Annotated in this window: 19 protein-coding genes; 2 read left to right on the top strand and 17 right to left on the bottom strand. The window is 65.5% G+C overall.

The features are described 5' to 3' along the window. Positions 1-361 precede the first annotated feature (361 nt). Positions 362-610 (top strand): hypothetical protein, encoded by a 249-nt coding sequence (locus tag ACVIHF_RS19355; protein WP_016843366.1) that lies wholly within the window; start codon positions 362-364, stop codon positions 608-610. A gap of 69 nt (positions 611-679) precedes the next feature. Here ACVIHF_RS19355 and ACVIHF_RS19360 read toward each other — a convergent pair whose 3' ends face one another. The 4 genes from ACVIHF_RS19360 to ACVIHF_RS19375 form a co-directional block, all read right to left on the bottom strand. After that, complete coding sequence (locus tag ACVIHF_RS19360; RefSeq protein ID WP_026192929.1) at positions 680-919, bottom strand: DUF6719 family protein; 240 nt, start codon at positions 917-919, stop codon at positions 680-682. A gap of 949 nt (positions 920-1,868) precedes the next feature. Further along, positions 1,869-2,585, bottom strand: coding sequence for an outer membrane protein (locus ACVIHF_RS19365; RefSeq protein WP_057019633.1), 717 nt, complete (start codon positions 2,583-2,585; stop codon positions 1,869-1,871). Positions 2,586-2,943: 358 nt separating this feature from the next. Beyond that, on the bottom strand, positions 2,944-3,369 hold the full coding sequence (locus tag ACVIHF_RS19370; protein ID WP_253608073.1) for a hypothetical protein: 426 nt from the start codon (positions 3,367-3,369) through the stop codon (positions 2,944-2,946). 230 nt (positions 3,370-3,599) lie between these two features. Then, positions 3,600-3,920, bottom strand: coding sequence for a His-rich protein BRANT (locus ACVIHF_RS19375; RefSeq protein WP_063790156.1), 321 nt, complete (start codon positions 3,918-3,920; stop codon positions 3,600-3,602). Between the two features lie 286 nt (positions 3,921-4,206). Between ACVIHF_RS19375 and ACVIHF_RS19380 the strand changes: the two genes are divergently transcribed. Then, a complete protein-coding gene (locus ACVIHF_RS19380; protein WP_253608072.1) occupies positions 4,207-4,755 on the top strand; it encodes a tetratricopeptide repeat protein in 549 nt (182 codons plus the stop codon). A gap of 177 nt (positions 4,756-4,932) precedes the next feature. Here ACVIHF_RS19380 and ACVIHF_RS19385 read toward each other — a convergent pair whose 3' ends face one another. The 13 genes from ACVIHF_RS19385 to ACVIHF_RS19445 all read right to left on the bottom strand — a co-directional run bounded on the left by ACVIHF_RS19385 (position 4,933) and on the right by ACVIHF_RS19445 (position 18,630). After that, entirely contained in the window at positions 4,933-5,211 is a 279-nt protein-coding gene (locus ACVIHF_RS19385) for a hypothetical protein (RefSeq protein WP_038381721.1), read from the bottom strand. Between the two features lie 141 nt (positions 5,212-5,352). Further along, positions 5,353-6,102 carry a cation transporter gene (locus tag ACVIHF_RS19390; RefSeq protein WP_253608071.1) on the bottom strand — a complete coding sequence of 250 codons (750 nt, stop codon included), beginning with the start codon at positions 6,100-6,102 and terminating at the stop codon, positions 5,353-5,355. Between the two features lie 151 nt (positions 6,103-6,253). Beyond that, the gene (locus ACVIHF_RS19395) at positions 6,254-6,556 is read right to left on the bottom strand and encodes a copper-binding protein (RefSeq protein WP_456780347.1); all 303 of its coding nucleotides are present in this window, start codon (positions 6,554-6,556) and stop codon (positions 6,254-6,256) included. A 29-nt stretch (positions 6,557-6,585) separates the two neighbouring features. After that, positions 6,586-7,059: a cupredoxin domain-containing protein gene (locus tag ACVIHF_RS19400; RefSeq protein WP_253608070.1), complete on the bottom strand. Its 474-nt coding sequence runs from the start codon at positions 7,057-7,059 to the stop codon at positions 6,586-6,588. A 44-nt stretch (positions 7,060-7,103) separates the two neighbouring features. Beyond that, the gene (locus ACVIHF_RS19405; RefSeq protein ID WP_253608069.1) at positions 7,104-8,459 is read right to left on the bottom strand and encodes a multicopper oxidase family protein; all 1,356 of its coding nucleotides are present in this window, start codon (positions 8,457-8,459) and stop codon (positions 7,104-7,106) included. A gap of 12 nt (positions 8,460-8,471) precedes the next feature. Then, entirely contained in the window at positions 8,472-9,896 is a 1,425-nt protein-coding gene (locus tag ACVIHF_RS19410) for a TolC family protein (RefSeq protein ID WP_456780346.1), read from the bottom strand. A gap of 9 nt (positions 9,897-9,905) precedes the next feature. Then, on the bottom strand, positions 9,906-10,205 hold the full coding sequence (locus ACVIHF_RS19415; protein ID WP_456792420.1) for a hypothetical protein: 300 nt from the start codon (positions 10,203-10,205) through the stop codon (positions 9,906-9,908). A gap of 77 nt (positions 10,206-10,282) precedes the next feature. Beyond that, positions 10,283-10,726 (bottom strand): hypothetical protein, encoded by a 444-nt coding sequence (locus ACVIHF_RS19420; protein ID WP_456780344.1) that lies wholly within the window; start codon positions 10,724-10,726, stop codon positions 10,283-10,285. 127 nt (positions 10,727-10,853) lie between these two features. Then, a complete protein-coding gene (locus ACVIHF_RS19425; RefSeq protein ID WP_456780343.1) occupies positions 10,854-14,021 on the bottom strand; it encodes an efflux RND transporter permease subunit in 3,168 nt (1,055 codons plus the stop codon). After that, complete coding sequence (locus ACVIHF_RS19430; RefSeq protein WP_253608064.1) at positions 14,018-15,451, bottom strand: efflux RND transporter periplasmic adaptor subunit; 1,434 nt, start codon at positions 15,449-15,451, stop codon at positions 14,018-14,020. The genes ACVIHF_RS19425 and ACVIHF_RS19430 overlap by 4 nt, the downstream gene beginning before the upstream one ends. A gap of 11 nt (positions 15,452-15,462) precedes the next feature. Then, a complete protein-coding gene (locus tag ACVIHF_RS19435; RefSeq protein WP_168856722.1) occupies positions 15,463-15,864 on the bottom strand; it encodes a FixH family protein in 402 nt (133 codons plus the stop codon). 99 nt (positions 15,865-15,963) lie between these two features. Next, positions 15,964-16,365 (bottom strand): hypothetical protein, encoded by a 402-nt coding sequence (locus ACVIHF_RS19440; protein WP_168856723.1) that lies wholly within the window; start codon positions 16,363-16,365, stop codon positions 15,964-15,966. 87 nt (positions 16,366-16,452) lie between these two features. Then, complete coding sequence (locus ACVIHF_RS19445) at positions 16,453-18,630, bottom strand: molybdopterin cofactor-binding domain-containing protein (protein WP_456780341.1); 2,178 nt, start codon at positions 18,628-18,630, stop codon at positions 16,453-16,455.

The raw sequence follows: 18,630 nt of genomic DNA on the forward strand, positions 1-18,630 counted from the left end.
CACATACGAATTTTGGCGGGAGCCGGGAGATCTAAAGCCAGGACCAGACCAGCGCCACGTTGGCGGCGCAGGCCGCAAGCAGCGCAACCGCAAGCGTGAGCTGCACGCGTTCGTAAGGGGGCTGGTGGATCGCTCTCATGGCCGGAGCATCCGGCGATTCTACCCGGAGAGTCCCGGGGATTCTTTTTTCGGGGGTTTACCACCCGTTAAGGACTCAGGGCCATTCCGTGAAAGGGCCGAAATGACTCATATTTTCAGATACTTGCCGCAAATGCTCGCTCACGGTTCCGTGATCGGAACGGCGATATTGCCTGAAACCCAAAACGGAGGCTGGCGTTGTCGGTTGTTTGGGGAACGACGAATGCCGTACGCGCTGTTTTATCAGGACGCCAAGCTGAGCAAGGCCTACCCGACCGAGGCGGATGTCTGGACGCTGGCCAGGAAATCCGGCCTGGTGGTGGATGCCATCTCCGAGGAGAAGTCCGCGCCCCGCCCGGTGCTGGATAACGACTACGAGATCCGGCCCTGTCAGCTCGAGCCAAACGAGGATCCGGCCAAGAACAAGGCCGATGCCGATCGCGAAGCGCGCCTGGAGCCGCGGTTGAACTGATCAGACGTTAGGCTGGCCGGCGGCGCGCAGCGGCGGGCCGGGAATGCGATGGGTGCGGTCGCCCCGCGCCTATGGCGTTGCCGTCGCCAGCGAGGCCTGTTCGGCGGCGAGCGAAACGCAAATCTTCCGCCGATGCAGACCCCGGATCGCGCCGGTCACCTTGAGCACCTTGCCAGCCGAGCAGGACGCATCCTGCACGAACACGACCTCATAGGGCGCGAGCGCCAGGGGTTCGGATTTGAGGATGGTCTGGGCAAGGCACGGCACGGAGACCGCAGAGAGGATCAGCCCTAACGCAAAACTACGCATGTTCGTTTGTCCACCAGCCCGGCGATCGCATAATAGCGCAGCACGATGAAAGTTCCGTGCAATGCAGGAATTATTTTTTGCATTGCACGATCAGGCCTGAACATCAGGTGAATGTGGGGTCGTAGCTTCGGTGGAGCGGAGCGAAATCCGGGGACTTCGCTCGTCGGATCGGCTGCCCCGGATTACGCTGCGCTCGATCCGGGCTACGGCTATACCGCATCCGCCGTCATTCCGGGGCGAGCGGCTGGCCAATCGGGATAGGGGGGAGCCTCGCAGCCCCTCCCCTCCCACACCACCGTACATACGGGTCCGTATACGGCGGTTCGCTGGATTAAGCGGCAAGAGTTGTTCTGTTGCCGCCGTAGTTTGGGTGTCAGCAATCGTCGCGCCAGCTTCGACTCCTCTGATCAGCGTCAGTCAGGGTTTCACCCCTTCCCGCCGTTCCGAGGCCAGTTGCCCGGAATTCAGTCGCATGGCCGATGCGATATCGCTGCATCTACTCGTCACTTCCAGCGTTCAGGCCTTCGGCGAAACTCGTTCCGCCTACTATGCCCTCTGCTGACTTCTGCACTGCGGTCAGATCGCCTTACGACGACCTCAGTCTCGTTGCCGAGACGCAGCGCAGATCTCCCGAGGTAAGATCGACCGCCTTCGCCGCACGCCCGCCGGATTTACCACCCCGGCCCTTGATGACCGTGGACTTCGCGATCACGTGCTCGCTCGTCCGGCCGGGTAGGCCTCGTTATCCGGTTTTTGTCCATCGGGCCGCGGCTTTGCTCCACGCTTCCTTCAGACCCCACCTCGCGATGACGCCCTTGCGCTTCGCTAATCCTTCACCGTCATCAGGCTGGATAGAGGACTTCCACCTCCAAGCTGCCGGTCATGCTCGGCACACACAAAAAAGGCCGACCCGAAGGCCGGCCTTTTCATTGATGCGATGAAGCCGCGATCAGTAGCGGGAGCCGACCGGGCCACCCCAGCCGAAGCGGTAGTTGACCCCGAGCTTGACGGTGTGCTCGTCGTTCCGGAAGCTCGTGCCGACGAGGTCGGCCGGGCCGCTAGTGAAGTTGGTCTTGCCGAAATTGTAGTACTGGTATTCGGCCTTCGCCGACCAGTTCGGGGCGAACATGTATTCGAGGCCCGCGCCGACCGTATAGCCGTCCTTGTGGCCGCCATCGGTGGTGAAGGACGCCGGCACGCCGCCGACCGACGCAGTGATGTTGTTGTTGTCGCGCCAAGCATAACCGCCCTTGGCGTAGAGCAGCGCCGGACCCCAGGTGTAGCCGAGGCGGCCGGTCACCGAACCGATCTGGTCGGTATTGCCGGTCACCAGCGTTCCGCCCGGGAGCAGCACGCCATTGTTCGAGGAGCTGGGCAGCCAGGAATACTGCGCCTCGGCGCCCATCACCCAGTTCGGGGCGAACTGATAGTCGAAGCCGCCCTGCACGCCACCCATGAAGCGCGCGTCGCTGCCCATCAGGTTGTTGCCGTCGGTGAACGCGCCGCCGACATGGCCGCCGATATAGAAACCGGTCCAGTTGTAGACGACGGCGGGGGCGGTATAGGGCGGCGGTGCCTTGGTATAGGTGCGGGCCGGCATGTCAGCCGCAAACGCAGGGCCCGCAAGGGCGGCCAGCGCGACTGTGCCGAGCAAAAACTTCTTCATTTCTGATCCCCGTTACTAACGCTGCGCTGTTAAGCCAAACAACGTGACCTCAATTAGGTTGCTTTGGGGCAATGCCGCACCCGTGATGTTTCCGAGTTGTGACAGGGTCGCAACAACGCCCGTTTGTTCCCTGGCACAGCAAGATTTTTCACCGGTTAAGCAACCGCATCTCGGCTGGATGTAGGTCGCAGACGGCTAAGTTGAAGTTCAACGCTCCCCGAAAAGTGATCGGAGTTCGCTAACGTTTCGATCAGGCTTGCGACAAGCCGCCGCGCAGAAGCGCGATCAGATCGCGCTTCTGCGTCTTGTTCGGGCATGATCTTTTCGGAAAAACCGCTTCACTTTTCCGGATCATGTCTTAGCGCGACATCTTTTCCAGTTCCGGAAATGCCGCGTAGGTCGCGCCGGCGCAGGGCTCGGCGGGGTTGTCGAGGATGCGGTCGAGCCGGCCGTCGACAAACAGGACACCGCGCTCCCGGGCGGCGCGGTAACTGCCGTCGGTATCCTTCGCGCTGTAGCGCAGGCACACGACGTAACGCAGCCGGCCGCCGACCGTGCGCTGCGCCGGCTCGGCGATAGCAGCCTCGCGGACCCCGACCGGATTGTTCAGGTAGGTCCGCATGAAGGCTACGATCTGGTCGCGGTAGCGGTCCGGGAACGGCTGGTTGGCGACGCCGCGATCGTCGGTGAAGGTGGTCGGCCCGCCGCCGTCATCGCTGGTGAGGCAGCCGGCGAGCGGAAGCGAGAGCAGCAGGATGGCTGCCAGTTGTGATGAAATCCGCAAACGACGCTGTTCCCTGAGTCCCCGGAGGCGTCTCATAAACTGCCGGGCGGCCGAAGGGAATTCGCAACTCGGTTATTCCTCGCCCGGGTTCACAACCGGAGCCAGACGCACTCCGGCCCGTCGCCATTGGGGAAGCAATGGACGGACGGGCCGGTTCTGCATCCAAAAGGCGCAGCGGGGCAATGTGGATCGAAACTACGCCCCTCGGATCAGATTCAACCGCGCTTGGGTCAGCCGCGTTTGGCCGGCGCGACGTGCTTGGTCGCGACCTTCGCGTGGACGTGCTTGGTCGCATGCTTCGGCGACTTCACCTTCAGCATGCCCATGTGCTTGTGGTGGCGGTGATGGCGATAGTGCTTGTGGTGCATCTTGGCGTTGGCGTTGCGCACCTTCGACGGCAGCTGCTCGCTCTTGATCACGGGAGCGGCCTTGGTCGCCGGGGCAGTCGTGGTCGCCGGCGCGGGCGTTGCGGCCTTGCCGGTCTCGACGGCGAGCGCGGGCGCTGCGATCACGGACATGGCGAGCAGCGCGGCGGAAATCGTCTTCAGCATGATGGTCCTCCTCGTCGGGATCGAGAGGTCTCCGGCCGGATGGTCGGCCTCACCGATCAATGCACGTGACCTTATGGGCCGCGCACTGAACCCGTTCTGAAGGACCCTGACGGACTTCATTCATGTGCATGACATCTCTGTCATGTTTTCTCCTCTACGGCCGGAAAAGCAGGATCACGCAATCGTGGGATCGGCCGGGAATGTTCTGCACCCCTGGGTGTTCAAGTCATCAGGCTTCGGTGTAGGATTACCGAGCACGATCAGGAACGATCAGGAGCAACCAGGAATGAGCAGGAAGACGAAGTTTTTGGGCCTCGCAGTGCTCTCGATGACGCTCGCCTCCGGGCCGGTCATCTCGGCCTACGCCGCGGGCAGCGACAATCCCTCGCCGCCGGCTTCCGACAGCGGCAGCAGCAAGGGCAAGAAGGCGAAGAAGGACAAGAGCTCCGCGATCGACGATCAGAAGTTCCTGGCCGGCTATCGCGCCGCCTACACCACGATCTACGACAAGCACGACTATACCGCCGCGATCGAGCAGCTGAAGGCGCTCGGCCAGGATGATCGCGCCGACGTCGCCAACCTGATCGGCTACTCCTATCGCAAGCTCGGCGACTACAAGGTCTCGCAAATCTGGTACGAGCGCGCGCTCAAGGCCGACCCGGCCCATGTCCGCACCTGGCAGTATTACGGCCTCTGGCAGGTCGAACAGGGCAACCGCGATCAGGCGCAATACCATCTGAACCGCATCGCCCAGCTCGCCGGCACCAGCAGCGACGAATATCGCTCGCTCGCCGCAGCGCTGGAGAAGCCCCCGGGCACCGGCCTGGTTTACTGAGTTAAGGCAACCGCTTCCTACATCGAGCCGGCGTGGCCACGACGACCGCGCCGGCTTTTTGCTGCGTAGCTGCGTAGCGCACAGCGAAACCCATCATGCTTCCGCGCGGATCGGAGGTGATGGGTATCGCTTCGCTCCACCCATCCCACGGATCAGCATAAACGTTACGGATGAAGATTACGGATAATGCTCGAGGCGACGATCGGGCTTTTGCGGGCGGCTCGCCCCCACCGTGTTGCCCGCAGCGCCGGCATCCGGCTTGGCCGGACGCGCGGCCTTCTCCACCGGCGGCCCGCTGTCGCCGGTCTTCTTGGCGCTGTTCAGCGCCTCGCCGGTGGTGGTCACGTTGGCGGCCTGCCCGGCCCCCGCCGAGCCGGCCGAAGGGCCGGAGCTTTGCGCCAACACGGTTCCCGATAGCACCAATGCCGCCATCAGTATTGCCGCGTTGATTGTCATGGAGGGGGCCTTCTGCACTCGAATGATGCACAGCAACGCGCCGCTGCCGCAGACGTTCCCCCGGTGCCATGATTTAAGGTAAATGCAAGGCGAATGTCCGCGCCCACCTCCGGCGGGAGTGCGCAGGCGCTTCCAGCTCAGTCAGCCATGCGCCGCCGCCGGGTCGCGCTGCGCAGCCTCGCGATATTCGGCCCATGCCTGCCGCAGGATTTGCACCGACGAGGTGAGGAATATCGTCGCCATCACGGTGGCGACGGCAAGGTCAGGCCAGGCCGAGACCGATCCCCACACGCCGAGGGCGGCCGCCATCACGATGAGGTTTCCGATCGCGTCGTTGCGCGAGCAGAGCCAGACCGAGCGGACATTGGCGTCGCCGTCCTTGTACGGCAGCAGAAGCAGAACCGATCCTAGATTGGCCGCGAGTGCCAACGCGCCGATGGCGCCCATCACCTCGGCTTTCGGCACGCCGAGCACGAACGTCTGGTAGACGGTCGAGCCGAACACCCACAGCGCCATCAAGCTCAGCGACGCGCCCTTCAACAGCGCTGCGGAGGCGCGCACACGCAGGCTGGCGCCGATCACCGCAAGGCTCAGTCCATAGGTGACCGTATCGGCAAGGAAGTCGAGCGCATCGGCCTTGAGCGCCTGCGATCCGGCAAGCTGACCCGCGATCATCTCGGTCAGGAACATCGCACCATTGATGCCGATGACCGTCCAGAGCACGCGCTTGTAGCGCGGATCGAGACCGTCAAAGACCGGAACGCCGCCTGAGCAGCCGCACGAAGCGGCCGCGCCATCGCGGTCCCCTGCCCGCACACGAGCCTTGATCGGCAGCGTCAGCGGCGGTGGCGCGCAGCATTCGGTCGTCTTCTGCCCGCAGCAATCGTTCATCGCTCGTCCTTCCAGACGACAGGATAAGGCCAGCCACGTAACGCATTCAAGCCGATCCATCTGGAACAGCTCCGGCGATCATGCGTCGCGGGTTCAAGGGCTGCCGGCTGCGTTCAGCCGACAGCCCAACCTGCTGATGCGGGCCGTCGCCTCATTTCGCCTTCTGAATCGCGGTGACGGTGTAGCCGCTGTCGCCCTCCTCGGCCTCGAACCGGACCTTGTCGCCGACCTTGACCTGCTTCAGCAGCGCCGGATCCTTGACCCGGTAAACCATCGTCATCGGCTCGTCCATGCCAAGGGTCTTGGCCGGGCCGTGCTTGAGCGTGATCTTGCCCGCACCCTCGTCGATCTTCTTGACCTCGCCATTGATCGCGGCGGCCTGCGCGAGCGCCGCGCCCAGGGTCAGAGCCAGCGCGAACGCGCCGGCGCCGGCAAGTTGGATCATCCTGTTCATCATTGTTGTGCTTTCTTTCATTGCTGGTTTCATTTCACGATGACGCGGCCGGTCATCCCGTAGTCGCGGTGATCCGGGATCAGGCAGGAATATTCAAACGTTCCGGCCTTGGTGAATTTCCAGACGATCTCCGCACTCTTCTTCGGTGCGAGGCGAACGCCGTTCGGATCGTCATGCTCCATGTGCGGATGCTTCTTCATCACTTCGGCATGCTTCAGATTCTCTTCGGTGGTCGCGAGCAGGAATTCATGATCCTCGGTGCCGGCATTGCGGATCACGAAGCGGATCTGCTCGCCGCGCTTGACCTCGATGCGGAACGGCGTGAACTCCATTTCCTTCATCTCGACCTCAACCGTGCGCGAGGGCTTGCTCGGATCGCCGGGCTCGCCGGCCGAATAGGATTCATGGCCGTGCTTCTCGTGGCCGCGCGATGGCGCGGCGGTGACGGACAGCGCAATCAGCACGATGCCGATGCTGGTGAGTTGCTTCACTGGATTCTCCATTCTGTGTTTGATGCTTGCTGGTCGTCGGATGGCGCTTTGATCCGCTACATCTTCATCCCCTTCATCGATGGCTTGGCTTTTCGCCCGGGCGCCGCCGGCGGCTGGCGCGCGGGCTCGGCGGCGGGCGCCTCGACCTCATAGGCAACCGTGCCCGGCGGATATTTGTACGGTCCGGGATCGGCGTAATCGTCGCGGCCGAGCCCTTCGCGGATCTTCATCACCGTGAACATGCCGCCCATCTCGATCGGCCCGAATTGTCCGGTGCCGGTCATCATCGGCAGCGTGTTGTCGGGCGCGGGCATCTCCATGTTGCCCATCGCCATCCCGGTCGATCCCATCGCCATCGCGTCGGGCGCGAGCTTGCCGACCGCCTTGGCCAGATCCTGGCGCGACACGCCGATGAAATTTCTGACGTCGTGGCCCATCGCGTTCATGGTGTGGTGCGACTTGTGGCAGTGGAACGCCCAGTCGCCCGGATTGTCGGCGAGCATGTCGAACGCCCTGACCGCGCCGACCGGCACGTCGGTCGTGGTCTCCGGATACTGCGCGCTGTCGGGCACCCAGCCGCCGTCGGTGCAGGTCACCGCGAAATTGTGCCCGTGCACATGGATCGGATGGTTGGTCATGGTCAGGTTGCCGATCCGCACGCGGATCCTGTCGCCGAGCCGGATCGGCATCGGATCGATGCCGGGATAGACGCGGCTGTTCCAGGTCCACATGTTGAAGTCGGTCATCTCATTGACCTTCGGCAGATAGGTGCCGGGGTCGATGAGGTAGCTGCTCATGATGAAGACGAAGTCGCGGTCGACGGGCCGGAACGCCGGATCGCGCGGGTGCACGATGAACATGCCCATCATGCCCATCGCCATCTGCACCATCTCGTCGGAATGCGGGTGGTACATGAAGGTCCCGCTGTGCTTCATCTCGAACTCGTAGACGAAGGTCTTGCCCGGCTTGATATGCGGCTGGTTGAGCCCGCCGACGCCGTCCATGCCTGACGGCACGATCATGCCGTGCCAGTGCACCGTGGTGTGCTCCGGCAGTTTGTTGGTGACGAAGATGCGGACCTTGTCGCCCTCGACCGCCTCGATGGTCGGTCCCGGAGCCTGGCCGTTGTAGCCCCAGAGATTGGCCTTCATGCCGTCGGCGAATTCGCGCACCACGGGCTCGGCGACGAGATGGAATTCCTTCCAGTCGCCGTTCATCCGCCACGGCAGCGACCAGCCATTGAGCGTGACGACCGGCCGGTAGTCCGGCCCGCTGGCGGGATGTAGCGGCGGCTGCATCACCGCCTTGTCCATGGTCGGCGCTTCGGGAATGGCGGCGGCCTGGACGCGGCCGCTGACCGCGCTTGCCGTCACCAGCGCCGCGCTGCCCAGAAATCCTCGTCGTGAAAACATGTGCTGCTCCATTCAATGACCGCCACCGGCCGCGGGCTGCGCGGCCGAGGCGATGGAAGACGGTGTCGATGCTGCGCCGGCCGAGCCGCCGCCGTTGATCGCGGTCTGCAGCTCGGATTGCGCCAGAAGGAAGTCGCGCTTGGCGTCGATCGCCGCGCGCAGCGAGGCGAGCCGCTGCCGCGCTTCGGTGAGCAGCGCGAACACGTCGACCTGCATGCTGGAGAAGCGCAGCTGCATCTCCTCGGTGATGATCTGGCGCAACGGCAGCACCTCGCGCTGGTAATGACGCGCGATGTCGTAGGTCGAGCGGTAGACGCGGTAGGCGTCGCGCGCCTCGGAGCGGATGTTGATCGCCTTCTCGGTCAGGCGGTTCATCGCCTGGCGGTAGGTCTCCGCCGCCTGGCGCACCCTCACCTCGCCGCCGTCGAAGATCGGAATCTGGAACTGGACGTCGAAGCCGCGCTCCCTGAACGGCGGAGCTTCGGGATCGTGGGTGCGCTTGTCGATGCCGGCGACGTCGAGCAGTGTGACGAAGCGCGTCGCCTCGGTGAGATCGAGCGCCTTGGCGAGCGCCACGATTTCCATCCGCGCGATCTGCAGGTCGACGCGATGGCCAACCGCCGCGACCTCGATCGACGGCTGTTCCAATGGCCGCTTCGGCAGCAATGGCAACTTGCCGGGAATCCGGAAGCCGAGATCGCCGTCCCACAATCCGAGCAGGCGCGCCAGCCGCTCGCGCGAACTCGTCGCATTCTGCCGCGCGCTGGCGAGGTCAGCGGTGATCTCGGCGTAGAACACCTGCTCGCGGGCCTGGTCGAGCTTGTTCATGCCGCCGGTCTCGCCGAGCTTTTTCGCGAGCTGCGCGGTGGACTCGGCGGTCGCCTTCGCATCCGTCAGCAGCCCGACCATCTCATTTGCCGCGACGGCCGCGACATGGCTGCGCCGCACCTCGGCGGCAAGCCGCAAGGTGGCGAGCGCGGCCTTGAGCTGCGCCTGGCGGAAGCGCTCGCGCGCGATCTCGGAGCGGGCCGGAAGGGTCGCCAGCGCGAGGATGTCGCCGACGACCTGCCGCTCGACCTCGCTGGCGCCGTTGCCGGTGATGCGCGAGACCGAGAAGGTCGGGTTCGGCGGCAGGCTGTCGGCGACGAGATCGGTCTCCGCCAGCGCCAGCTCGTTATAGGCGGCCTGCAGGCCCTTGTTGTTCAAGAGCGCGACCTGCACGGCGGCATCCGCGGATAGGTTGCGCGCGAGCAGCCGCTGCACCGCGGCGCCGGCGGTCGCGGCCTCGTCCGCGGTGCGAACAAAGGCGACGTCCTTGCCGATCGCCTGCCCGGTGACCTCGGAGACCACGCCCATGCCGCTGTCGGACGAGAACGACGCGCATCCCGCGAGCGCTGACGTCAGCAGCAAAAGCGGCGCGATGGCCAGATGTCGCATGGCGCCCTCCTAGTGTTCTGACTTGGCCGGCGGCGTCACGCCGTCGTTGCGCTCGCGCCAGGGCAGCGGCGTCGCCGGACGCAGGCTGCTGTAGGGCGCGATGGTCGAGCGGTAGCCGACACCGGCCCTGCCCGTCGACGAATCCGCAGGATCGCCCGCGACGGCAACCGGCCGGCCGTCGGCCATGCAGCCGGCGAGCGGCGCGGCGGCGACGATGACGGCGGTCAGCCGCGATAACAGTATGGATTGCGCGCGCCGGCCAAGCCAGTTGGCCACGGCGGCGAGCTTCGCCCCGAGATGCGAAAACATGGATCTGTCCCGATCATCAAATGAGTCACAGGCATGCGCACGCGAGCGCGCGGCGCAGCCACGATGTCAGCGAGAGATCAGGCGATGGGGGGACGATAGAGCCGCGCCGGAGCCTCGCTCCACAGGCCCCGGGTGGGCTCGGCGAGACGGGTCGCGATCGGGTGCAAGGGACTGGCGACGAAAGGAAGATCGGCCGGCAGCGCCGACACGCACATCAAGGCGCAGCACGGCCCCGGCGCGTTCTTGCCGTCGTGGCTGTGCTTGGCCGGCGGTTCGGCGGCATCGGCGGCGTGGTGCAAATGCGTGCCGCCATGATCGCGCGCGGCAGCATCGGCGTGTGTCACCGGCATCGCGCCATCATGCACATGCGTCATCACAGCCGGCTGCACCTCATCGGTCAGGCACGGAAACGGCGCCCCGAATGCAAGCGCGAAGGACGGCGCGAGCACGCAAAACAGATAGGCCAGGATGATGGAACATCCCGCCCGCAACCGCCCTGATCTCGTCAATCGCACCAGCACCCGCTTCGCATCTCCGACCGCCGCAAGCTAACCGCAAATCAGCTCGCTGCAAACCGCCATCAGCTATATACCCCCTTGGGGTATCATTCAATCCGATTTGAAACTACCAACAGGCGTCATGTTTCCATCACATCCTTGCCTGCTGGCGCGCGGCGCAGGAAGCAACTTCGGGTGCCGACACTCTCGCTTCGATCTTGATGCCCTTCACGCCGGCGAAGATCGCGGGAATCACGATCAGCGTCAGCAGCGTCGACGAGATCATACCGCCGATCATCGGCACCGCGATGCGCTGCATGATCTCCGAGCCGGTGCCGGTGCTCCACATGATCGGCAACAGCCCGGCCATGATGGCGACCACCGTCATCATCTTCGGCCGGACGCGCTCGACCGCGCCCGCGATGATCGCGCGATTGAGGTCGTCACGATCGATCGTGCGTCCCTCCTCAGCGCGATGCGCGGTGATCTCGCCCAGCGCCTGGTTGAGATACATCAGCATCACGACGCCGGTCTCGGCGGCGACGCCGGCGAGCGCGATGAAGCCGACCGCGACCGCAACCGACAGGTTGAAGCCGAGCGCCCACATCAGCCAGAAGCCGCCGACCAGCGCGAACGGCAATGACAGCATCACGATCATCGTCTCCGCCACCGAGCGGAAATTGAGGTAGAGCAGCAGGAAGATGATCGACAGCGTCACCGGCACCACGATCCTGAGCCGCGCCGCGGCGCGTTCGAGATATTCGTACTGCCCGCTCCAGACCACGTAGGTTCCGGGCGGAAACTGCACGCCGGCCTGCACCGCGCGCTGCGCGTCCGCGACATAGCCGCCGAGATCGCGATCGCGGATGTCGACATAGATGTAGGTCGCGAGTTGCCCGTTCTCGGTCCGGATCGTGGTCGGCCCGCGCGCCGGCGCGATGTCGGCGACCTCGCCGAGCGGCACCGCGCCGCCCGCCGGCATCGGCACCAGGATGTCGCTGGCCATCGCACCCGGATTGTCGCGCAAATCGCGCGGATAGCGCATGTTGACGGTGAAGCGCTGGCGTCCCTCGACCGTCGTGGTCACGCTCTGCCCGCCGAGCGCAGTCGCGATGGTGTCCTGCACGTCCTGCACCGCGATGCCGTAGCGCGACAAGGCCTCACGCTTCGGCGTGATCTCGAGATAGTAGCCGCCGAGGCTGCGCTCGGCATAGGCCGACGAGGTGCCGGGCACGCCCCTCACCACCTGCTCGACCTGGCGGGCGAGCTTGTCGATCACGGCAAGATCGGGACCGATTACCTTGACGCCGACCGGCGTCCGGATCCCGGTCGAGAGCATGTCGATGCGCGCCTTGATCGGCATGGTCCAGGCGTTGGAGACACCGGGGAATTGCAGCGCCTTATCCATCTCGGCGATCAGGCGGTCGAGCGTGAGGCCGGCGCGCCATTGCACTTTCGGCTTCAGATTGATGATGGTCTCGAACATCTCCGACGGCGCCGGATCGGTTGCGGTCGCGGCGCGGCCGGCCTTGCCGTAGACCGAAGCGGCCTCCGGAAAGCTGCGGATGATGCGGTCCTGCATCTGCAGCAGCTCGGCCGCCTTGGTCACCGAAATCCCCGGCAGCGTGGTCGGCATATAGAGCAGCGTGCCCTCGTTGAGGTCGGGCATGAACTCGGTGCCGAGCTGCCGCGCCGGCCAGATTGAGACGGCGACGGCGCCGAGCGCCAGCAGGATCACCAGCGTCTTCGCCCGCAACACGCCGTTGATGACCGGACGGTAGATCCAGATCAGGAAACGGTTGATCGGATTTCTGTGCTCGGGGACGATCCTGCCGCGGACGAAGATCACCATCAGCGCCGGCACCAGCGTCACCGACAACAGCGCCGCCGCCGCCATCGCGAACGTCTTGGTGAACGCAAGCGGCGAGAACAGCCGCCCCTCCTGCGATTCCAGCGTGAAGATCGGCATGAAGGACACGGTGATGATCAGCAAGCTGAAGAACAGCGCCGGTCCCACCTCCGCCGCGGCCTCGATCAGGATCGCGACCCGCGACCTGCCGGGCTCGGCGCGCTCCAGGTGCTTGTGCGCGTTCTCGATCATTACGATCGCCGCATCGATCATGGCGCCGATCGCGATCGCGATGCCGCCGAGGCTCATGATGTTGGAGCCGATGCCGAGCAGCTTCATTGCGCCGAACGCCATCAAGACGCCGACCGGCAGCATCAGGATCGCGACCAGCGCGCTGCGGACATGCAGCAGGAACAGGATGCAGACCAGCGCGACCACCGCGCTCTCCTCCAGCAATGTGCGCTTCAACGTGTCGATCGCCGCATAGATCAAATTGGAGCGGTCATAGACCGGCACAATCTCGACCGACTTCGGCAGGCTGGTCGCGATCTCCGTGAAACGCTTCTTGACGTTCTCGATCACATCGAGCGCGTTGACACCGAAGCGCTGCAGCACGATGCCGCTCGCGACCTCGCCCTCGCCGTTCAGTTCGGCGATGCCGCGCCGCTCGTCGGGGCCGAGCTCGACGCGGGCGACGTCGCGCAGCAGCACCGGCGTGCCGCTGTCGGTCTTCAGCACGATGTTGCCGAGATCGTTGATGTCCTTCAGATAGCCCTTGCCGCGGATGACATATTCGAACTCGGAGAGTTCGACGGTGCGGCCGCCGACATCGGCGTTGCTGGCACGAATCGCGTCGCGCATTCGCTGCATGGTGATGCCGCGGTCGCGCATCCGCTGCGGATCGAGGATCACGTTGTACTGCTTGACGAAGCCGCCGACGCTTGCGACCTCGGCCACGCCTTCCGCCCTGGCAAGCGCGAATTTCAGGTTCCAATCCTGGATCGTGCGGGTGTCCGCAAGGTTCAGCTCTTTCGACATCACGGCATACTGGTAGACCCAGCCGACCCCGGTCGCGTCGGGCCCGATGGTCGGTGAGACGCCGGCCGGCAGCCGCGACGCCGCGCCGTTGAGGAATTCGAGCACGCGCGAGCGCGCCCAGTAGATGTCCGTGCCGTCCTCGAAGATGACATAAACAAAGGACACGCCGAAGAACGAGAAGCCGCGCACGACCTTCGACTTCGGCACCGTCAGCATCGCCGTGGTCAGGGGATAGGTGACCTGGTCCTCGATCACCTGCGGCGCCTGGCCGGGATATTCGGTGTAGACGATGACCTGGGTGTCGGAGAGATCGGGGATCGCATCGAGCGGCAGATGCAGCAGCGCGTAAAGGCCCGCGGCTGCCGCAAAGCCGGTGCCGAACAGCACCAGCAGCAGGTTGCGCGCCGACCAGGCGATGACACGGGCAATCATCGCCGGTCCCCCGTCCTGTCGCCCTCGCCCGCCTGCGCAGCACCGGCCTCGGCGAAGCCCTTGATCGCCGCCTTCAGGTTGCTTTCGGCATCGATCAGAAACGTCGCTGATGTCACGACCGCATCGCCCTCGGCGATGCCGTCGCGGATTTCGACATAGCCGTCGCCGCGCCGCCCGAGCTTGACCTCGCGCGGCTCGAACCGCCCGTTGCCGCGGTCGATCAGCACGGTCTGGCGGCTCCCGGTATCGAGGATGGAGTTCTCCGCCACCGCGAGCACCGGCGCCGGGCTGCCGGTGTCGATCTCCGCGTCGACATACATGTCCGGCAGCAGTGCGAGGTCGGCATTCTGCAATTCGATCCGCACCCGCGCGGTGCGCGTCTCCTTGTTGACCTGCGGATAGATCACGCTGATCCGGCCGACGAAACTGCGGCCCGGATAGCTGCGCGCCCGCACGGACACGTTCTGCCCGACCACGATATTGCCGAGATCGCGCTCGGCAACGTCGACCAATGCCCACACGACAGAGACGTCGGCAATCCGAAACAGCACGTCGCCGGGCTGCGCGCGCATGCCCTCGATGGCGGCGCGCTGCAGCACGATGCCGTCACGCGGCGACAGCCACTGGATCGCGATCGGAACCGTCCGGCTCTTCTCCATCTCGGCGATGACGGGTTCGGGAACGTCGAGATTGGTCAGCCGCTGCTTGGAGCCGCGCCCGTAGGGCTCGATGTTCGCAGTCGCCTTCGACGTGATGGTCGCGACATATTCGGCCGCAGCGGACGATATTGCCGGGCTGTAGATCTCCATCAACGGCTGGCCCTTCGTCACGCGGCTGCCGGTCGTGACGTCGGCGACTTTCTGCACATAGCTCTCGGCGCGCATCGCGATGACGGAGACGCGCCGTTCGTCGAGCTGGATCGTGCCGGGTGCGCGGACCAGCGTACGGATGCGGCGCATCTGCGCGGGCTCGGACTTGACGCCGCTGCGCTGGATCCTGCCGGGCGACAGCGTGATCGAACCGTCGTCGCTGTCATCGCCGTCATAGACGGCGATGTAATCCATTCCCATGGAATCCTTCTTCGGCACCGGCGAGGTGTCGGGAAGTCCCATGGGATTGCGATAATATTTGACCTTGCGCTCGCCTTTCGCGGCGGGCGCGCTCGCGTCTGCCGATTGCCCGGCCCCGCCCTCGTCATCGGCAAACACCGGCAGATAGTCGCGCCCGTCAGGCGTCTTCTTCGGTGTCGCCGAATAGAGCGACTTGCCGTCGGGATCGCGGTAGTAGATCGGCGCAGCAGTCTCCGCCGCCCGCGCGACGGAGACGACCGCAGCGGTTGCCGGCCGCGGCGGCAGGTCGCGGCCGATCCATGCGGCGCCTGCCGCTGCCGTGATCGCAGCGGCAGCGCCGGCCCATGTTAAGGCGCCCATTGCTCGGCGGCTCATTGCTCGGCCGTGACGACGAGCTTGTTCTCGACCGCGCCGGTCTCGCCCTGCACCTTGGCGCCGAGCGACAATTGCCAGCGGCCGGCCATGCCGAAGGTCGCCTTGAACCGGTAGGTGCCGGGTTCGGTGCCCGGCATCGGCGTCACCTTGGTGGCCATCTCCTGCATGCCGTCGGGCGCCATGTCGAGCCGGGTCGAGAAGATGACCGCGTCGGGCACGGCTTTCCCGCTCGTCTTGTCGACCAGCCGCACTGTGACGATGCGATCGGCACCCGCCTTGACGGTCGGCTGCACGAGCTGGAATTCGTAGTTCTTGATCTCGGCGTGGGCAGACATGCCCGTCACGGCAACGCCGATCAGCGCGGCGGCGGTGGCGCGCGCCAGGTGGAAAGACTTCATCGTGATAATCCTCGATACGTCTGATGAGCCGCGTGAGCGGCATGCAAAGGCACGCGCGCCATTGGCGCACGCGTCAGCGATCAGGCGCTGGCGCGCCCGTCAGACGGTGGTTCGAGGCGGATGGTCGGGAGGTTTGGCGCCAAGGCCGTCGAGCAGACGGTCGTCATGGGCGGCGATCCGGCTGCGCAACGGATCGCGCTCGATCAGCGACATGGCGCCGGCGGGCACCGGCAGCGAAACGCTCAACATGCAGAGCGCGAGGAACGGACAGTCGTCGCAGCCCTTGCTCTTGCCCTGGTCCGGACAGCACGGCATGTCGTCGGCCAGCGCCTGCTCGGACATCGCCTGTCCAGACATGGCGTGATCGTCCGGCATCGCCTGCATCGCAGCGGCCGAGGCATCCGGCATCATCCGGGCAAATGCCGGCGCCACGGGCGCGAGCAACAGCCCGGCTGCGACGAGCAGCAGAATCCAGAGATTGGCGAGCCGCCTCAGATGCATGCCCGCTTCTCGCACGGATCAGTGCACGGCGCAAATCCGTCCGGCTTCACGATCGCGCCAGCACCCGGGGGAGGCTCTCACTCGCCCCTAGGTCTGCTTCAATACCGCCGGATCGACCGGCATCTTGCGCAGCCGCTTGCCGGTCGCCGCGAAGATCGCGTTGCTGATCGCCGGCACGATGCCCGAGGTTCCGGTCTCGCCCATGCCGCCCGGCGGCTCAGTGCTCGGCACGATATGGACCTCGATCGCCGGCGCCTGATCGATGCGCAGCATCTGGTAGCTGTCGAAATTGCTCTGCTCGACGCGGCCGTCCTTGAGCGTGATCTCGCCGTAGAGCGCCGCCGTGACGCCGAAATTGATGCCACTCTGGAGCTGCGCCTGCACCGTGTCGGGATTGACCACGGTGCCGCAATCCATCGCACAGACGACGCGGTGGACACGGACCGAGCCGTCCTTGGCGACCTCGACCTCGGCGACCTGCGCGAGGTAGCTGCCGAACACGAATTGCAGCGACACGCCGCGTCCGCGCCCGGCCGGCAGCTTGCCGCCCCAGCCGGCCTTGGCCGCCGCGAGCTCGAGCGCCGCCTTGGCGCGCGGCGACTTGCCGAGCAGCCCGCGGCGGTAGTCCACCGGATCCTGCTTCGCCGCCGCCGCCAGCTCGTCGATCACGCTTTCGGTGACGAACACGTTGTGCGAGGGCCCGACGCTGCGCCAGAACGCGGTCGGAATACCCGGCGGTTCGACCCGGACATATTCGACATGGAAGTTCGGAATGTCGTAGACGAGATCGATCGCGCCCTCGGTCGTGTCGGGATCGAGCCCGTTGCGGAACGCCGGCGGCGCCCATCGCGCCAGCACCGACGAGCCGGCGAAGCGGTTGTTCCAGGCAACCGGCTTGCCAGATGCATCGAGGCCGACCGCAATCCGGTCGCACCAGTAGGGCCGGTACATGTCGTGCTGGATGTCCTCCTCGCGGGTCCACACCACCTTGACCGGCGTATCGACCTGCTTGGCGATCTGCACGGCGCGAATGACACCATCGACCTCGAGCCTGCGGCCGAAGCCGCCGCCGAGCAGATGATTGTGCACCACCACCTTCTCCGGCGGCATGTTCAGCACCTTTGCGGCTACCGCCTGGGCACGAGAGAGCGCCTGGCTGCCGACCCAGATCTCGCAACCGTCGGAACGCACATGCACGGTGCAGTTCATCGGCTCCATCGTCGCATGGGCGAGGAATGGCAGTTGATAGGTCGCCTCGACTTTCGTCGCTGCGCCCGCCATCGCCTTGTCGGCGTCGCCGATATTTTGCGCGACCGTGCCCGGCTTGGTGCTGGCGGCTTCGAGCTCGCGCGCGATATCCGATGTGGCGAGCTTGGCGTGAGGGCCCTCGTCCCACTCGATCGTGAGCGCCGCCAGACCTTTCTTCGCCGCCCCCATGTGGTCGGCCACCACCGCGACTGCGTCGTCGAGCGTCACGATCTGGCGCACGCCCTTGACGGCTTTTGCCGCCGCATCGTCGACGCGCTTCACCCGCCCGCCGAACACCGGCGACTGCGCCAGCGTCGCGACCTTCACCCCGGGCGGCCTTGCGTCGATGCCGTAGACCGCCGTGCCGTTGATCTTGGAGGGCGTATCGAGCCGCTTGGCCGGCGTGCCGATCAGCTTGAACTCGGCCGGGCTCTTCAGCGTGACATTCTCCGGCACCGGCATCTGCGCCGCGTCAGTCGCGAGTTCACCGTAACCCAGCTTGCGTCCAGAGGCCGCGTGATGCACCTCGCCGTTCTCGGCGCGGCATGTCCCAGGCTCGACGTTCCAGCGCTTCGCCGCGGCCGCGACCAGCATCGCTTTCGCGGTGGCGCCGGCTTTGCGCATCGGCTGCCAGGCGCCGCGCATTGCGTTCGAATTGCCGGTGGCCTGCACGCCGAGCAGCGGGTTGGCGTAGAGCTTGTCGCTCGGCGGCGCGTGTTCGAGCCGGACCTGCGTCAGGCCGATCTCGAGCTCCTCGGCGATCAGCATCGGGATCGAGGTGTAGGTGCCCTGCCCCATCTCGACATAGGGCATGGTCAGCACGACCTTGCCGTCGGCGCCGATCCGGACGAAGGCATTCGGCGCGAAGCCGTCGGAGGCCGCCGCCTCGCTCTCGCGGCTCGCGAACGGCAGGCTCACGCTGAGCAGCAGACCGCCGCCCGCGATCGCGCCGGCGCGGAGGAAGTTGCGCCGCGACAGGTCGGCAGCGCGCTCGGACAGATTGTCGATCAGCGTCAT

The sequence above is a fragment of the Bradyrhizobium sp. USDA 4506 genome (assembly GCF_054058795.1).

Bases quoted from the DNA above. Each gene is read 5' to 3' on its own strand.
- ACVIHF_RS19355 (WP_016843366.1), top strand. From the start codon at position 362: ATGCCGTACGCGCTGTTTTATCAGGACGCCAAGCTGAGCAAGGCCTAC.
- ACVIHF_RS19360 (WP_026192929.1), bottom strand. From the start codon at position 919: ATGCGTAGTTTTGCGTTAGGGCTGATCCTCTCTGCGGTCTCCGTGCCG.
- ACVIHF_RS19365 (WP_057019633.1), bottom strand. From the start codon at position 2,585: ATGAAGAAGTTTTTGCTCGGCACAGTCGCGCTGGCCGCCCTTGCGGGC.
- ACVIHF_RS19375 (WP_063790156.1), bottom strand. From the start codon at position 3,920: ATGCTGAAGACGATTTCCGCCGCGCTGCTCGCCATGTCCGTGATCGCA.
- ACVIHF_RS19380 (WP_253608072.1), top strand. From the start codon at position 4,207: ATGAGCAGGAAGACGAAGTTTTTGGGCCTCGCAGTGCTCTCGATGACG.
- ACVIHF_RS19385 (WP_038381721.1), bottom strand. From the start codon at position 5,211: ATGACAATCAACGCGGCAATACTGATGGCGGCATTGGTGCTATCGGGA.
- ACVIHF_RS19390 (WP_253608071.1), bottom strand. From the start codon at position 6,102: ATGAACGATTGCTGCGGGCAGAAGACGACCGAATGCTGCGCGCCACCG.
- ACVIHF_RS19395 (WP_456780347.1), bottom strand. From the start codon at position 6,556: ATGAACAGGATGATCCAACTTGCCGGCGCCGGCGCGTTCGCGCTGGCT.
- ACVIHF_RS19400 (WP_253608070.1), bottom strand. From the start codon at position 7,059: ATGGAGAATCCAGTGAAGCAACTCACCAGCATCGGCATCGTGCTGATT.
- ACVIHF_RS19405 (WP_253608069.1), bottom strand. From the start codon at position 8,459: ATGTTTTCACGACGAGGATTTCTGGGCAGCGCGGCGCTGGTGACGGCA.
- ACVIHF_RS19410 (WP_456780346.1), bottom strand. From the start codon at position 9,896: ATGCGACATCTGGCCATCGCGCCGCTTTTGCTGCTGACGTCAGCGCTC.
- ACVIHF_RS19415 (WP_456792420.1), bottom strand. From the start codon at position 10,205: ATGTTTTCGCATCTCGGGGCGAAGCTCGCCGCCGTGGCCAACTGGCTT.
- ACVIHF_RS19425 (WP_456780343.1), bottom strand. From the start codon at position 14,021: ATGATTGCCCGTGTCATCGCCTGGTCGGCGCGCAACCTGCTGCTGGTG.
- ACVIHF_RS19430 (WP_253608064.1), bottom strand. From the start codon at position 15,451: ATGGGCGCCTTAACATGGGCCGGCGCTGCCGCTGCGATCACGGCAGCG.
- ACVIHF_RS19435 (WP_168856722.1), bottom strand. From the start codon at position 15,864: ATGAAGTCTTTCCACCTGGCGCGCGCCACCGCCGCCGCGCTGATCGGC.
- ACVIHF_RS19440 (WP_168856723.1), bottom strand. From the start codon at position 16,365: ATGCATCTGAGGCGGCTCGCCAATCTCTGGATTCTGCTGCTCGTCGCA.
- ACVIHF_RS19445 (WP_456780341.1), bottom strand. From the start codon at position 18,630: ATGACGCTGATCGACAATCTGTCCGAGCGCGCTGCCGACCTGTCGCGG.